Here is a 14,831-nt window from a genome sequence, read left to right as displayed (position 1 = left end):
ACCCGCCCTGGACCCGTTCTGCCGATTCCGGCACGGGAGGAGTCGCGATGGCGCTGCTCGACCCCGACTGCGTACGACGGCTGCTGGAGTCGGCCGACCCGGACGTCGCGCTGGTCTTCGTCCGGGGCGAGTGCCTGGTGCTGCCGCTCGACCAGATCGACGAGCGGCACCGGCCCCTGGTGATCACGCGGCGCGCGGACCTGCCCGAGGCCACCGGTGACCAGCCCGTCACGGAGGAGCGGGTCGAGACGCTGACCCGGTGCCTGGAGAACGTCGTCCGCGACCTCGGCGGCTGATCGGTGGCGGCCCGCCGCGCGCCCGGGTGTGCGTGACCACTCCGTCACATTCGGTAACATCGTCTGTGGAAGCCTCCTTGTGCTCTCCGAGGGGCCTTCGCGGTCGCTGTGTGCTGTCCCGGATACGCCCGCCGGTCGCCGCCCTCGGAGACAAATGACGGCGTGTCGCGAGCTGGTCCAAATTTCCGGAAAGGGCCGCGGACAAATCAGACAGCGAAGCACGCTTTCCGGGACGTATCAGGGCGAAAATACCTCGCAAGTTGTGACACGATCGTCACTCTCCGCATGGAACCCCGAATGCCGTCCGTGTGCGTTGCGTGCACGCTGGGTCACCTGTGACCATCTGGGAAAGGTCCGGGGAATCGCCGCCCGGACAGCGCATATGGGGGAGGGTGCCCCGATGAGTGCCATCAGACCCCGCGGAAGCGGGGAACGCCGTCAGGAAGTCCGGTTCCACGACCCGGAGATCGGCTCGTGGGTTGGCGAGGTGGCCAGAGCGGTCCGGGACGTCGTCGACAGCACGCCCCGGACCATTCGCCTCTGCGTCCTGATCGCGGTTGCCGCCGCGTCATGGACGTTTCTCAGGTAGCCGTGCGGCAGCCCTGGAGGAGGTGGTGGCGGGACCCAGGTTATGGCGCTCGGTCCGTCGTGTCGGCCCGATTTACGGGATCGAGAGGATAACCAGGGTCAACGCGGGACCGGCCGAAGGCCCGGCCGCCGGTTCAGATCGGGTGGATGCTCCCTCGTACGGGAGCGACGCCCGCTCCGGCGGCCGGGCCGCCGGTGTCGAGGTGCATGGACAGCCGGATCGTCGACCGGCCGGGCACCTGCTCGATCGTCACCGAGTCGCACAACTCGCCCATGAGCCAGAGGCCGAAGCCCCGGACGCTCCGGCCGGAGGGCCGCTGTCCGGGCACGGCGCCGGGGCGCAGCGTGCCCAGCTCGTCGGCCACCTCGACGGCGAGCACGGCGCCGTCAGAGGACATCACCAGCGTGCCCACTCCGCCGCCGTGTTCGAGCACGTTGATCGCGGCCTCGTTGGCGGCGATGACGAGATCGTCCAGCCGGGCGCCGGTGAGTCCCGCCGCAAGGGCGAACCGCTGGATGTCGTCACGTAACGTCGCGAGGTCATCCGTTATCGGCCACTGCCGGTGGTGGTCCACCACCTGTCCTCCTCGCCGCCGCCCTGCCACGCCCTCACGGGTTCTGCCGTTCATCTCACCTCGGCGTCACCGAGGCTACCTTCTTGTGACCCTTCCGATGCCGCTACCTGCCCTACTCGGGCCCCGGCCGGGCGTTCAGCGCGCCGACGGCCTCCGTGAGGTCCGGCTCGACGGTGAACGCGTGGATGAGCCCGGTGGTCCGGAATATCCGCGCCAGCCGGGGGTTCATCCCCGCCAGGGTCACCCCGCCGTCCCGCTCCTGCAGCAGCTTGCGTACGGACAGCAGGATCCGGATCCCGGTGGAGTCGCAGAAGTTCAGCGCGCTCAGGTCGAGCAGCAACTCGCGGTGGCCCTCGCCGACGGCCGCCGTGAGCTCCTCACGCAGCCGGTCGGCGTTGGTGTAGTCCAGCGCGCCGTCAAGTGCCATGACCAGGACGTGGTCGGGGACGTGCGCGGGCACAGGGGTCACTACGACGGCGGCGGTCACTGGCACACCTCGGCGGGACACGGGCGATCGGACACGGGCATTGGGACACGGGCACGGCCGGGCAGGCCCCGGTCAGGCGGTCAGTCTAGTGGGGCGGCACGCCCGGGCAGGGCCGTACGGACCCGCGTCAAGAAATGCCATTTGTGGTTTTTCGCGGCATCGTCCGGGGGAATGGGGGACTGATTCACTGGACCCTCCTCCGAGAAAGACCACCGATGCCAGACGTGACAAGGGAGGGCCGGTTCGACACCGTCCACGGCTCTTCCCTCGTCACCCGGGCACCCGTGGACCCGGCGGCGCTCACGCTCGGCGTCGAGGAGGAGTTCCTTCTTCTGGACCCCGGCACCGGTCGGGTCGTCCCGGCGGCCGAGGACGTGTACGCACGGCTGGCCGGGCCGGCGGCGGACCGGCTGGTGTTCGAACTGACGCGGTTCCAACTGGAGAGCAACAGCGCCGTGCACACCGATCTGCGTGCGCTGCACGGCGACCTGGTGGAGTCGCGCCGGGCCGCCGCCCGCGCCGCCGCGGACGCGGGCCTGGGGTTGGCCGCGTGCGGCACGGCCCTGGACGGCAACCTCGGGGTGCCGCCCCTCTCGTCGTGCCCCCGTTACCACGCCATGCTCCGCGAGTTCGGGGCCGTGATGGACGGGCAGGGCGTCTGCGGCTGCCACGTCCACGTCGGGCTCGGGGACCGCGAGGAGGCGCTGCGGGTCAGCAACCACCTGCGGCCCTGGCTCCCCGTCCTGCAGGCCCTGTCGGCCAACTCGCCGATCGCGGACGGCAGGGACACCGGCCACGCGAGCTGGCGGGCGATGGTCATGGGCCGGTGGCCGAGCGCGGAGCCGCCGCCGTACTTCCGCTCGCGCCGGCACTACGAGAACCTCGTCGCCGGGATGCTGACCGGCGGCACGATCCTCGACCGGGGGATGATCTACTGGCTGGCCCGCCTCTCCGACCACGTGCCGACGCTGGAGATCCGCGCGGCGGACGTGTGCCCGACCGCCGCCGAGACCGCGATGCTGGCCGGGCTCGTGCGGGGTCTGGCCGCCACCGCGCTCCGGGACGTACGGGCCGGCGTGCCCGCCCCCGAGGTGGAGGACACGCTTCTGCGCGCGGCCTACTGGCGCGCGGCGCACGACGGAGTGGAGGGCGAGGCGTACGACCTGCTCGCCGGCGCCCGCGTGCCCGGCTGGCACCTGGTCGACCGCATGCTGGAGCACGTGCGGCCGATGCTGGAGGAGAACGGCGACTGGGCCGCGCTGGCCCTCCAGCTCGACCACATGCGGCGGTACGGCTCGGGCGCCGCGCGGCAGCGGGCCGCCTACGCCCGCGGCGGCCGTCCGCGCGAGGTCGCCGAGATGCTCCTGGCGGAGACCGTCAGCGCCCGCTGGGCATAGCTCCCGTCAAGCTAGCCCCCGTCAAGGTCGTCACTCCGCGACCACCCGGAGCGTCTTCAGCGTGGGGTCGCTCGCGTCCGGGATGTCCATGCCGCCGTCGAGCCCGGTGGTCAGGTAGCTCAGCACCGGCTCGGTGATGATCTCGCCGGGGCACAGGGCGGGCGCGCCCGGTGGGTACGGCGTGACCAAGCGGGTCGAGGTCGAACGCGCCGGTGTTCTCCTTGTCCAGTACCCAGAGCCCGTGCATCTTGCCGATCTCGGCGCGGACCGACGCCGCGAGCTCCAGCGCGCGGTCGAGCAGGTCCTTGCCGTTTTCCACCATCTGCCGGCGCCAGCCGTCGAGCGCGGCGTAGATCAGGGTGGAGGGGCTGGTCGTGCCGAGCAGGTCCTCGCGGGCCTTGAGGACGGCCGGGTCCACGCGGTTGCCCTGCAGGTGGAACACCGAGCTCTGCTCCAGCCCATCGCCCATCTTGTGGACGCTCGTCACGCACAGGTCCGCCCCGATGTTCATCCCCCACTCGGGCAGGTCGTCGTGGAACGGCAGGTGGGCGCCCCAGGCCTCGTCCACGATGAACGTGCGGCCGTACCTGCGGCACACGTCGTTTATGCCGGCGAGGTCGGCGCACGTGCCGTAGTCGACCGGGCTGGCGACGAGCACGCCCTTGGCGTCGGGGGCGGCCCGGAACGCCTCCACCACCGCCTGGGGAGTGGGCGGGTACGACATGTGGAGGTCGCCGTCCCAGTCTCCGTGGACCCATACCGGCTCGACACCGCTCAGGATCAGTGCCGAGATGACCGACTTGTGGGCGTTGCGCGCGACCAGCAGGCGCTCGCCCGGACCGGCCACGGAGAGCATGGCGCTCTTGATCGACAGGGAGCTTCCGCAGGTGGAGAAGAACGCCTGCTCGGCGTTGACCGCCTCCGCCATGAGTTGCTGGGCCTCTTCGAGCACCCCGTTGGTCTGCAGCCGGTCGTCCAGGCCGTTCATGACCATCACATCGTCGCGGAAGACGTCGACTCCCATGATCTCCAGGACCCGCGGATCCACGCCCCGGCCCTGCTTGTGGCCCGGAGGAGTGAAGCTGAGATCTCCTCGCTTCCGGTAGGCGGCCAACGCCTCCAGCACGGGCACACGGGACTGATCCATGGTGCCTCCCCCTGAACGCTCCGGTCTTTCCCTCGTCCGCGCGTACCCCGGCCCGACCGGTGCAAACGACCGCCGGCGCGCTGCGGCAGGAGGGGTTCTGTACGAGAGCCCCCGCCCTCGGTGTGAGGGCGGGGGCCGGATGATCAGAGGTCAGATCCCGATGATCAGACCATGGACACGTCGTGCGAGTCCGTCACCACCATGGCGGCGACTGCCTCGACGGGCGTGCCGTCGATCGAGAACGTGCCGCGCAGCCTGGTCGCCTCGAGGACGATCTTCAAGATGCCGTGAACTCCGGTGAGCCGCAGGCAACCGGCGGCCTTCTCGATGTCGTCCCGGGCGTCCAGCAGCGCTTCCAGGCCGCAGGAGTCGCAGAACCGCAGGTTCGACGCGTCCACCACGATCTTCGCGCGACCCTGGTGGACGAGCTTCCTGATCGCGTTCCGGAGGCTGTCTCCGGTGGCGATGTCGAGTTCACCCCGCAGCACGACCACGACGGCCGGCTGGTGATCGCTCACACTGATCTCAAGCTGCTGCGTTGTCATATACGCGCCTTCATCCATATTTTTCGGGCGTACTGTCTTGAACGACGCTACCCGGAGGAGTGTCAGGTCCCAGTAATGTCCGGCAGTCGATGGCATGGGAGTCCGTCCGGCAACCCCAGTTGTGCGCCATATAGGGGCAAATAAGTAAAGAACAGGGGACTTATCCTGGTTGCTCCGGGGGGTCTCCCGCGCTACGGGGATCATGCAAAACCCCTGTTCCGTAAGGGTTTCCGTGACGTGAGCCGGTCGTCCGAGCCAGTGGCGCGGCACAGCTTGGGGTCGGCGGGCCGATGCCTCGCCGCCGCCCGCTCTACCGGGGACTTGAGTCATTCAAACATACCAGCTAGCCAGATAAGCGGGCTATCCCTAATATCCCCCTTAACCAGTATTACTTTCTGGGCGTGCTCTTGGCGTGGGCATTACCGACCGTCGGGAGCCGGGCTCGCGGCGCCACGTCTCACAGGCTGTGCTCGCATGGCCGTGCTTGGCCCGCCCGTAACGGGGTAGAGGGGCGCTCCCCGGAGACACGGCGAGCGGGAGGATCGGTATGACGAGCGAGAGCACCGCGGGCAGGAGCGCGGCGCGGGCCCTGGCGGCGAAGACGCCCGGCTGGATGGTCTGGTACGGCGAGCGCACCGGCAGCTTCTGGGCCGTCCCCCGGGCGGCGACGCGGATCGTGGCCCGTCTGCTGGAGGCGCCCACGCCGGGCGACCTCGAAGAGGAGATCATGAAGGCCGAGGGCCGGTCGTCGCGTCAGGCGGCGCCCGAGCAACCGGGACGTGAGCAGCCGGAACGTGAGCGGGCAGCGCGCGAGCAGGACGGCCGAGGCGGCGGGGACGCGCCGCGCCATCGAAGGGCCACCGCCGACCCCCAGGCTCCCCGAATTCCCGTCAACCACTGACCCGCGCCCGGTGAACAGGCGCTCAGGGGTGTCCCCTGGTCGCTAAGCCCCCGCGTCCCTCTTGAAAGCCGGCACACGGGCTCGTCGACAAGACGCGGAAGGCGGTTCGTGTGGCGACGAGCCCCGCGAACAGTGGTGAGCGAGAACCGTCAGGGCTCGAAGAGTAGTGACCCGGGCCGCCTACCCGGGCGGTCGCTGACGACGAGTCCGCCCCGCCGGCGACCCGAGCGCCCGTTTGCGAGCAGAACACCCCTCTCGTCCTGGGCCGACAGCAACTGATTGAAGTGCGTGCTTATGTCCTGAACGGCATAGCAATAGCTCCCATCCGGCGACATATTCCTGCCAGGCTCTTTTATCCATATTCTGGCGATCAGTTGACACTTGTTTGCCTCCACGATGTCCAGGAGACCGGACCTGGTCATGCCCGCTCGCCTGGCGTTTGTTGCGGGATGCGCTGCGGGCCATCTGCGGGACTTCGCTGTCTTGACCCCCATCAGCATGTGATCGCGAGCGCGGCTGTCAGTGAAACGGCCGGGAAGTGCTGTCTCTTGAGCGCGAGGAAATCTCGTGGTAGCGCCGGCGAGTGGTACGTGTCGATCGTCTGGGTGCGGCCCGGCGGGTGCCGCTCTCTTCCGCTGACCGCACGCGCGGCGAAGACATCGGCCGGATGCCCGAAGGGTTGACCGGGGGGCCGGGTTGAGGACGGCGCCGGGCAGGACAGAGCACGGCGCCGTCAGTGCGCGGTGCCATCAGCGCGCGCCGCGGCATCGCGTCCGGGTGGACGGCCGCTCCTCGGGATAAGGACCGGTCCAAAATTGACATGCGTCCGCAAACGCGGTTGACAATGTCCGTAACGCGAGGGAATGGCGAACGGTGGCGCAACATTCAACTACTCGCGGGTACGGCTTCGTCGTACTGGCCCCGTCTGACCTGGGAAGACGCCCGAAAATATCCGGCTCTGTCGCCCAATACTCACTATTGCGGACGAATTTCCGGATGGGAATGACATAATGCGTGGGAGCGCTCCCGCGCTCGCGGCTGCATTCTTCGCAGCGCCCATACGGCACGCCTGCCCCAGTGGCACGTTGGAAGGAAGGTGCCGCGTCCTCATGACGGCATTCGGCGAAAGTCCTCCGTCCCGGCCCCGTCTCGACGGAAATTTTCCGGCGGACGTCGTCCGTGCCGGTTCCCGCCCGTGGGCGCCCCACGTGTGGTGGATGGCCCTGGTCGTCGGCGCCGCCGGCACCGGTTTCGTGTGGCTGGCCACGCCGCACACCAGGGAGATCCAGTCGCCCTGGCAGATGGTGGCCAAGCTCCTCGCGTTCGCCTGCCTGTGCGTGGCGATCGCGGTCTTCCCCTGGGTGTCGCCCCGGCTGAACTGGCTGCTCTACGTCCCGTTCGTGCTCTTCACGGGCTATCTGATCCCGAGGATCAGCTGGTTCTACTACGGCGACGGCGCGCGGGCCCAGGGCGACAGCTTCTACACGCATCTCTATCTGCTGCTCTATCCGGGCATCGTGCTCACGGTCGCCGCCGCGTACCGGATCGGCGGGGGCACGCCGGGCCGCTGCCTGAAGATCATGGCGACCGGCGTCCTCATCGTCTTCTCCGGCTTCCTCGACATCATGTGGTTCGTCGCCAACCCCGTCGAGATCCCCGCGACCATCGACGCGCCGCACATCAACCTGTTCACCGGGGGGCCGATCTCGTTCGGCGCGACGATCGTGTTCGCCCTCGTGCACGTCCCGATCATCGTCGGGATCAATCTGCTTCCCCTGGACCGCTGGATCGGCCGTCTGCTCGGTGCGGACGACCGCTGATCCTCTCCCTCGTTTCCCCGCAACCCGATACCTCCCAAGGAGGTGACTTTGCCGTACACGCATCCCGTGACGCGTCCAGAGGACGGTTCCCCGGGCGGCTCCCTGGACGGCCGGACGGACAGTGCTGTCGACATCTCCGTGGCCGCGCCCGCGTACAACGAGGCGGAGACCATCGCGGCGACGGTCAGCGAGTGGCAGGATTACCTGGAGAACAACCCGGCCGTCGGCGACTGGGAGATCGTCGTCTGCGACGACGGCAGCGGTGACGCGACCGGTGAGATCCTCGCCGGTCTGCGGGCCCGGTGCCCGCGGCTCGTCGTCGTCACGCATCACCGCAACCAGGGCGCGGGCGCGGCCATCGCCACCGCCATCGCCCACACCCGGCTCGACTGGGTCGTGCTGCTCGACTCCGACGGCCAGTTCCCGATCGCCAACCTCGATCGGGTCATCCCGCGCATCCGGGCCGGGGAGGCCATGGCGTTCTCCGGCGCCCGGATCAGGAAGGCCGACGGCGCGGCGTACCGCTGGGGGTCGGCGGCCAGCGGCGCGGTCAGCAACCTGCTGCACGGCACCCGCTACCGCGACTTCAACTCGATCTTCAAGGTGGTGTACGGCCCGCTGTTCCGGGCTCTGCCCCTGGAGTCGGGCGGCATGAACTGCTCGACCGAGATCACCGCCCGGGTCGCCGAGATCGGCCACGAGTGGGTGGAGGTGCCCATCGAGCACCGCGAGCGCGGCGGGGGCCGGCGCGGCTGGCGGTTCTGGCGCGGTGCGCGCGACCGCGCCCTGTTCGTCGTCTATCTCGGTTTCCGTCACTGGCTGCTGCGCCGGGGGGTCCTGCGGCCTTCCGCCCCCGGCGCCGTCGCGCCCGCGCCGGTCGCCGAGGAGGCCCGATGAACGTCGCGGTCACCATGTTCAACGGCGGCCGCGGAGCGGCCAGCATCGCGAGGGGCATGCTGGTCACTCCCGGGGTCGATCTGTCGCTGGTGGTGAACGGCTACGACAACGGCCACTCCACCGGCGCGCTGCGGCGCTACCTGCCCGGGATGCTCGGGCCGTCGGACTTCCGCAAGAACCTGCTGCTCCACCTCGATCCCGCCGACCCGGCGCAGGCCGCGCTGGCGACGGTGCTCGAACACCGCCTGCCGGCCGGGACCACGCCCGCCGGGCTGACCGAGGTCATCGAGGCCGTCGCCGCGCGGCGCGGCCGGTTCGCCGCGCTGCCGGAGGAGGCGTCCGCGCTCGTCGCGGCGCACCTGCGCGCCTTCGCCCGGCGGCTCGCCGCCGCTCCCCAGGGGTTCGACCTCGCCGACTGCGCGCTCGGCAACCTCGTGTTCGCCGGGGCGTACCTGCGGCTGGGCCGGGACTTCAACGCCGCCGTCGACGCCTGCGCCCGGGCGTTCGGCTCGCCCGTACGGCTGCTCAACGTGACCAACGGGGAGAACGCGTTCCTCGTCGCACTGAGGCGGGACGGCACGCTGCTGGCCGACGAGGCCGACATCGTCGCGCCGCGGGACCAGCGGCGGCCGCAGGCGACGATCACCGATCTGTTCCTGCTGCGCGAGCCGGTCGGCGGGCGGCGGCGGGCCGAACTGGAGGCGTCGCCCCCCGAGTGGGCGAGGGATGACCTGCTCGAGGACCGCGCCGAGGTCACGCCGAACCCGCGGGCGCTGGAGGCGATCAGGAACGCCGACCTCATCGTCTACGGCCCGGGAACGCCGCACTCCTCGCTGCTGCCCAGTTATCTCACGCCGGGCGTGGCGGATGCCGTGGCGCGGAGCCGGGCGGCGGCGAAGGTCTTCGTCGTCAACACCCGCGACGACCACGACAGCCGGGGGCTGAGCGCGCCGGACCTCGTGGACCGCACGCTGGCCTACCTCGGCGACCCCGGCAACCGGCGGCGCCTGGTGACCCACGTCCTCAGCCATCAGGGGCCGGACGTGGGAGCCGAAGCCACGCCGGGCGTTCCGACGGTGCCGCACGGGGTGCTCGGGCGGGGCGAGTGGGCGGGGGCCCGCTGGCTCACCGCCGACCTGGAGGATCCGGGTCACCCCGGCGCGCATCACGGGAGGCGTACGGCCGAGGCGCTGCTCGCCATCAGGCACGAGGCGGCGCTGGCGGGGGCCCGGTGACCGATCTCCTGGCCGACGCCTGTGCCCGCCGCGTCTGGCTCTTCGATCTCGACGGCACCCTCGTCGACTCCTGCCCGGCCCACGAGGCGGCCTTCCGGCAGGCCATCGCCGAGGTCGCGCCCGGCCTGCTCGCCTCCTTCCGGTACGCGGACCACACCGGCGCGAGCACCCGTGAGGTGGCGGTGCGCCTGCTGGGCGACACCGAGGAGGCGGCCCGGCTGGCCCGGCTCAAGCAGCGGCTGTACCGCGAGAACCTTGGAACGGTGGCCGTGTTCCCCGGCGCGCGGCGGCTGCTCGCCCGCCTGACCACCGCCGGCCGGTCGGCGTACCTGGTCACCGGCGGCAGCCGCGCCTCGGTCGAGCGGACGCTCGCGGAGCGGTCCCTCGACGGGTACTTCATCGACGTGCTCACCGGCGACGACCTCCCGGTGAGCAAGCCCGACCCGGCCTGCTACGCGTACGCCTGCGAGCACTGGGGTCTCGACCCCGGCGCGGTGGTGGTGCTGGAGGACTCCGCGCACGGCGTCGCGTCGGCGGTCGGCGCGGGCTTGGCGACCATCCACGCGCACGTCGCAGAGCCGGCCCCGGGGGCGGTGGCGGCCCGCGACCTGGAGGAGATCGCCACCCTGCTGGCCAAGGACGTGGAGGTGAGCGGTGCGGGCTGAGCGGATCTGCGCGGTGATCCCGGCCGCCGGGCGGGGCACCCGCCTGGGGCTCGGCATCCCGAAGATCATGGTGGAGGTCGCCGACGGCGTCACCGTGTGGCACGTGCTCCACCAGCGGCTCCGGCCGCACGTGGAGCACGTCCACGTCGTGATGTCCCCCGAGGGGGAGGGGCCGTTCCGCGCGCTCGCGGCGGCGGAGATCGCGGCGGGATCGGTCTCGGTGAGCGTGCAGGAGTCGCCCACCGGCATGGGCGGGGCGATCTTCGGCGCGGCCCCGCACTGGAGCGGCCACGACGTGATCCTGGTGGTCTGGGGCGACCAGGCGAACCTGTCGCCGTCGACCGTCCGCGAGGTGGCCGAGACCCACGAGAAGGGCCTCACGCTGCCGCTCGTGCCGATGCCGGACCCGTACGTGGAGTACGAACTGGACGACCGGGGCGTGCTGACGCGGGTGCGGCAGTCCAGGGAGGGCGACGAGTGCCGTCCCGGCGGGCTCGGTGACGTGGGCGTCTTCTGCCTCGACGTCGCCGGGCTGCACGAGGAGTGGACGCGCTACCTGGCAGAGGCGGCCGTAGGAGCGCGCACCGGAGAGGTCAACTTCCTGCCGTTCCTGCCGCACCTGTCGCGCGAGCGGGGCTGGCCGCTGACCGTGGTGCCGGTCGCCGATCCCGGCGAGGCACGCGGCGTGAACACGGCCGGCGACCTCGAGTTCGCCCGGAGGGCGTACCTGCGGTGGGCGCGCTGACGGAGCGGGCGGCCGCGCTGCTGGCCGCCCACCGCTGGGCGGCCGGGCCCACGCTGGTCAGCACCGTTGCCAGCGGCACGGCCGCCGCGACCACGCTCGTGATCGCCCGGGGCGCCGGAGCCGCGGCGTTCGGCCACTTCACCGTCGTCCTGTCGATCGCGCTGATCGTCACGGTCGGCATGCTGATGAGCCTCAACCTCGTCATGTTCCAGGAGCTGCCGCGGGCCGAGCCCGGCGCGCGGCCGGCCCTGGTGACCACGGCGCTGCTGTCGACGCTCGTGCTGGGCGCGGTGGTGTTCGCCGCCGGGCTGCTGGCCGCCGGGCCGCTGACCGCCGCGCTCGGCGTGGACGTCCGCACGCTGGCCTTCGCGCTCGCGCTGGCGTTGTCGATGACGCTCAACCAGCTCACCGAGAGCTTCCTGCGGGGGCTGAAGCGGTTCCGCCTCGTCGCGTGGCTCAAGCTCGCCGTCGCGGTCGCCTATCTGGGCACCGCCGCGTTCTGCCTGCTCGCCCTCGACGTGCGCGACGCGGAGCCGTACCTCGTCGCGCTGATCGGCACGAATCTCGTGTTCGCCGCGCTCTCCTTCGCCGGGTTCGAGGTCAGGCCGAGGCTCTGGTCGCGGGCGCTGGCCCGCTCGACGTACCGGCACGGCGCGTACGTCACCGCCATCGGCGCGCTCACCGCCGTGGCGTTCGGGGTCGACGTGATCTTCCTGAACCACTGGGCGCCCCCTGCCGACGTCGGCGTCTACTCCGTCTACAACGGCTTCCCCAAGCGGCTGCTGGGCGTGGTGTTCACCGACGGCGTCGGCCTGGTGCTGCTGCCCACGCTGGCGACCCTGGACAAGCCCGCGGTGATGCGGCGCATCGCCCGGCTCGGCCCGGCCGTCTTCGGCGCGACCGCCGTGTTCTCGTTCGCGGCGAGCACGGTCTTCTTCCTGCTGATGGGCGGGGAGTATCCGTACTCGCTCGGGTTGATGGCCCTGTCGGCGCTGGGGATCGGCGCGCACACGGTCTTCAACCTCTACCAGGTCGCCCTGACGATGGACGGGGTGCGGGGGGCCCGGGTGCTCATCGGCTGCCTGCTGGCGGGCACGCCGCTCGCGCTCGGCGGCCAGGCGGCGCTCATCGCCTGGCAGGGACTGACCGGCGGGCTGGTCGCCTTCGCCCTGACCAATCTCATCCTCGTGGCCGTCGTGGTGGCCGCCTGCGCCCGGTTGTACCGGCCCGGCGGCCCTCCCGCGGCCGTGACCGGCGTACGGGAGGCACGGCGATGAGGATCGCCTTCGTCATCAACCAGTTTCCGCCCAACATCACGGCGGGGCTCGGCCGGTACGCCGAGATGATCGCGCCGCACCTGTCGAGCGGCCACGACCTCGCCGTCCTCACCCTGAACGACGGCGGGCTGCCGGTGTGGGACCGGGCCGGCGGCGTCACGGCGTACCGGCCGCGCGGGCGCGTGCTCGGGTGGGTGCTCGGCGCGGTCGCCCGCGGGCGGCGGCTCAACCGCACGCGTGGCGCGGAGTTCCTCCTGCTCGCGCTGACCGTCGTGGTGAGCAACTGGCGTTACTTCCTGCTGCTGCGGCGGCTGCCGCCCGCCCGGCGGCCGGACGTCGTCGCCGTCCACGACTCGACGAACTTCCTGTGCGGCCTGCTGAGCCACTACGTGCTGCGGCTCCCGGTGGTCTTCCACGTCCACACGACCGAGTACGGCGTGGCGCGGCAGCGCAGCATCACCGACCCGCTCGGCCTGTTCGCCGCGCTGGAGCGGTGGCTGGCGCGGATCTCCCGCCGGGTCGTGGTGGCCACTCCCGAGGTGCGTGAGCAACTGCTCGCGGCGGGGTGGGTCCGGACGCCGATCGACGTCGTCCGGCTGGGCGGCACGTACGAACGGGTGGTCGCCGACCCCGGCTTCGACCGGGAGAAGCTGCGGCTGGGGGCGGCCGACCTGCGCGCCCGGCTCGGCATCGGCGCGCAGGACCCGGTGCTGCTGTTCGTCGGCCGGATCGAACGGCAGAAGGGCGTCTACGAACTGCTGGAGGCGATGCCCGCGATCGCCGCGGCGGTGCCCGGCCTCCGCCTGGTGCTCGTGGGCGAGGGGGACGAGGACGGCGTGCGGCGCATCGCCGCCGGGTCGGGGCTCGGCGACCGGGTGCTGACCTCGGGCGGCTTCGTGGACGGCCAGGCCCTGCTGGAGTACTACGCGATGGCCGACGCCTGCGTCTTCCCCTCGCTGTTCGAGCCGTTCGGGCTGGTGGCGACCGAGGCGATGGCGCTGGCCCGCCCGGTGATCCTGGGCGACGGCTTCTCCCGGATCTTCCTCGGCGACCCCGCCGAGCCCGCCGTGCGGTTCGTACGGGCGGACGAGCCGGGTGACATCGCCGAGGGGGTCGTCGAGGTCATGGGCGACCCGGACCTGCGCCGGGCGCTCGCCGAGCGGGGGGAGCGGCTGGTGCGCGAGACGCTGAGCTGGCGCCGCGCCGCCGACGAGACGCTGGCCGTGTACGCCGGGTCGGCGGGGAAGGCGGGCGGCCGGTGATCTCCCTGGTGGTGCCCTGCTACAACGCCGCCAAGACCCTGCGGCTGTGCCTGGAGTCGGTGCTCGCGCAGACGCGGCGGCCCGGCGAGGTCGTCGTGGTGGACGACGCCTCCACCGACGGTTCGGCGGCGATCGCCGAGGAGCTGGGCTGCCGGGTCGTGCGCCTCCCGGAGAACCGGGGCGTCTCGGCCGCCCGCAACGCCGGGATCGACGCCACCACCGGCGAGGTGATCTTCTTCCTCGACGCCGACGTGGCGCTGCGGCCCGACGCCGTGGCGGGCGCGATGGAGATCCTGGAGCGCGACCCCGAGGTCGGCTGCGTGCACGGCGTCTACGACGTCGAGCCGCTGATCGACGACGGCCCGGTCGAGTGGTACCGCATCCTGCACGCGGTCCACTGGCGGCGCCGCCACCTCGGAGAGGTCAACAGCGTCGTCTTCGCCCTCGCCGCGATCCGCCGCGACGTGCTGCTCGCCGCCGGCCGGTTCGACGAGCGGCTGCGCGACTGCGAGGACGTCGAGTACAGCAGCAGGCTCGCCGTGCGCAGCCGCATCGTGCTCACCGACACGGTCGTGGGCCGCCACGACGACGGCAGCCGCCTGCTGCCGGTCCTCACCGAGCAGTGGCGGCGGGCCCTGCCGTTGATCCCGCTCGCCCTGGCCACCGCCCGGCGCGGCGCGGCCAAGCCCGAGCACGCCAACAGCCCGGCCGGCATCCTCTCCTGCGCGCTCGCCCTGGCGTGCCTCGCGCTGGTGCTGCTGAGCGTGCCGTTCGGGCTGTTCCACCCGCTCGCGTCCGCGGTGCCCGCGGCGTTCGTCGCCGGGTTCGCGGTCGCCGATCCGGTGCTGGTCGGGTTCGTACGCCGGCAGCGCGGGGTGGCGTTCACGGCCTACTTCATGGCCGTCCACCTCGCCGTACACGTCGTGCTGGTCACCGGCCTGGCGGCCGGCTCCCTGCGCCTGCTGTGCGGGAGCCGGACCGAGGCGGCGTGACG

The 14,831-nt window shown here is 71.6% G+C and carries 15 protein-coding genes and 1 pseudogene; 11 read left to right on the top strand and 5 right to left on the bottom strand.

What is annotated here, in order from left to right; translation table 11 throughout:
* The first annotated feature begins 47 nt into the window (after nucleotides 1–47).
* Complete coding sequence (locus tag HHX33_RS02915; RefSeq protein ID WP_182873151.1) at nucleotides 48–296, top strand: hypothetical protein; 249 nt, start codon at nucleotides 48–50, stop codon at nucleotides 294–296.
* 722 nt (nucleotides 297–1,018) lie between these two features.
* Here the strand turns inward: HHX33_RS02915 and HHX33_RS02910 are convergent.
* Together HHX33_RS02910 and HHX33_RS02905 are read right to left on the bottom strand one after the other, a co-directional pair.
* Complete coding sequence (locus tag HHX33_RS02910; RefSeq protein WP_182873150.1) at nucleotides 1,019–1,513, bottom strand: ATP-binding protein; 495 nt, start codon at nucleotides 1,511–1,513, stop codon at nucleotides 1,019–1,021.
* A gap of 58 nt (nucleotides 1,514–1,571) precedes the next feature.
* A complete protein-coding gene (locus tag HHX33_RS02905) occupies nucleotides 1,572–1,946 on the bottom strand; it encodes an STAS domain-containing protein (RefSeq protein ID WP_310741185.1) in 375 nt (124 codons plus the stop codon).
* Between the two features lie 215 nt (nucleotides 1,947–2,161).
* Between HHX33_RS02905 and HHX33_RS02900 the strand changes: the two genes are divergently transcribed.
* Entirely contained in the window at nucleotides 2,162–3,343 is a 1,182-nt protein-coding gene (locus HHX33_RS02900; RefSeq protein ID WP_182873149.1) for a carboxylate-amine ligase, read from the top strand.
* A gap of 30 nt (nucleotides 3,344–3,373) precedes the next feature.
* Here HHX33_RS02900 and HHX33_RS37640 read toward each other — a convergent pair whose 3' ends face one another.
* The 3 genes and pseudogenes from HHX33_RS37640 to HHX33_RS02890 all read right to left on the bottom strand — a co-directional run bounded on the left by HHX33_RS37640 (nucleotide 3,374) and on the right by HHX33_RS02890 (nucleotide 5,035).
* On the bottom strand, nucleotides 3,374–3,532 hold the full coding sequence (locus tag HHX33_RS37640; protein ID WP_396784048.1) for a hypothetical protein: 159 nt from the start codon (nucleotides 3,530–3,532) through the stop codon (nucleotides 3,374–3,376).
* Between the two features lie 94 nt (nucleotides 3,533–3,626).
* Nucleotides 3,627–4,490 (bottom strand): annotated as a pseudogene (locus tag HHX33_RS02895) (aminotransferase class I/II-fold pyridoxal phosphate-dependent enzyme); the annotation flags it as partial.
* Between the two features lie 164 nt (nucleotides 4,491–4,654).
* Nucleotides 4,655–5,035 carry an STAS domain-containing protein gene (locus HHX33_RS02890; RefSeq protein ID WP_182873148.1) on the bottom strand — a complete coding sequence of 127 codons (381 nt, stop codon included), beginning with the start codon at nucleotides 5,033–5,035 and terminating at the stop codon, nucleotides 4,655–4,657.
* 547 nt (nucleotides 5,036–5,582) lie between these two features.
* On the opposite strand from HHX33_RS02890, the gene HHX33_RS02885 reads away from it, so the two are divergent.
* The 9 genes from HHX33_RS02885 (at nucleotide 5,583) to HHX33_RS02845 (ending at nucleotide 14,829) form a co-directional block, all read left to right on the top strand.
* Nucleotides 5,583–5,936, top strand: coding sequence for a hypothetical protein (locus HHX33_RS02885; protein ID WP_182873147.1), 354 nt, complete (start codon nucleotides 5,583–5,585; stop codon nucleotides 5,934–5,936).
* A gap of 1,109 nt (nucleotides 5,937–7,045) precedes the next feature.
* Nucleotides 7,046–7,756 carry a hypothetical protein gene (locus tag HHX33_RS02880; RefSeq protein WP_259402027.1) on the top strand — a complete coding sequence of 237 codons (711 nt, stop codon included), beginning with the start codon at nucleotides 7,046–7,048 and terminating at the stop codon, nucleotides 7,754–7,756.
* A gap of 66 nt (nucleotides 7,757–7,822) precedes the next feature.
* Nucleotides 7,823–8,653, top strand: coding sequence for a glycosyltransferase family 2 protein (locus tag HHX33_RS02875; protein ID WP_310741184.1), 831 nt, complete (start codon nucleotides 7,823–7,825; stop codon nucleotides 8,651–8,653).
* Complete coding sequence (locus tag HHX33_RS02870) at nucleotides 8,650–9,888, top strand: 2-phospho-L-lactate transferase CofD family protein (RefSeq protein WP_182873146.1); 1,239 nt, start codon at nucleotides 8,650–8,652, stop codon at nucleotides 9,886–9,888. The genes HHX33_RS02875 and HHX33_RS02870 overlap by 4 nt, the downstream gene beginning before the upstream one ends.
* Nucleotides 9,885–10,553, top strand: a complete 669-nt coding sequence (locus HHX33_RS02865) for an HAD family phosphatase (protein ID WP_310741183.1) — start codon at nucleotides 9,885–9,887, stop codon at nucleotides 10,551–10,553. The genes HHX33_RS02870 and HHX33_RS02865 overlap by 4 nt, the downstream gene beginning before the upstream one ends.
* Nucleotides 10,543–11,298, top strand: coding sequence for an NTP transferase domain-containing protein (locus tag HHX33_RS02860; protein ID WP_310741182.1), 756 nt, complete (start codon nucleotides 10,543–10,545; stop codon nucleotides 11,296–11,298). Before HHX33_RS02865 ends, HHX33_RS02860 begins: the two co-directional genes overlap by 11 nt.
* Nucleotides 11,286–12,575, top strand: coding sequence for a lipopolysaccharide biosynthesis protein (locus HHX33_RS02855; protein WP_182873145.1), 1,290 nt, complete (start codon nucleotides 11,286–11,288; stop codon nucleotides 12,573–12,575). Before HHX33_RS02860 ends, HHX33_RS02855 begins: the two co-directional genes overlap by 13 nt.
* Entirely contained in the window at nucleotides 12,572–13,837 is a 1,266-nt protein-coding gene (locus tag HHX33_RS02850; RefSeq protein WP_182873144.1) for a glycosyltransferase family 4 protein, read from the top strand. The genes HHX33_RS02855 and HHX33_RS02850 overlap by 4 nt, the downstream gene beginning before the upstream one ends.
* Nucleotides 13,834–14,829 (top strand): glycosyltransferase family 2 protein, encoded by a 996-nt coding sequence (locus tag HHX33_RS02845; RefSeq protein WP_310741181.1) that lies wholly within the window; start codon nucleotides 13,834–13,836, stop codon nucleotides 14,827–14,829. The genes HHX33_RS02850 and HHX33_RS02845 overlap by 4 nt, the downstream gene beginning before the upstream one ends.
* Nucleotides 14,830–14,831 lie beyond the last annotated feature (2 nt).

The sequence above is a fragment of the Microbispora sp. H10670 genome (assembly GCF_014161385.1).
Lineage (GTDB): Bacteria > Actinomycetota > Actinomycetes > Streptosporangiales > Streptosporangiaceae > Microbispora > Microbispora triticiradicis.
The sequence above is the reverse complement of the archived record's forward strand: the minus strand, read 5'-3'. Positions and strand labels throughout refer to the sequence as shown.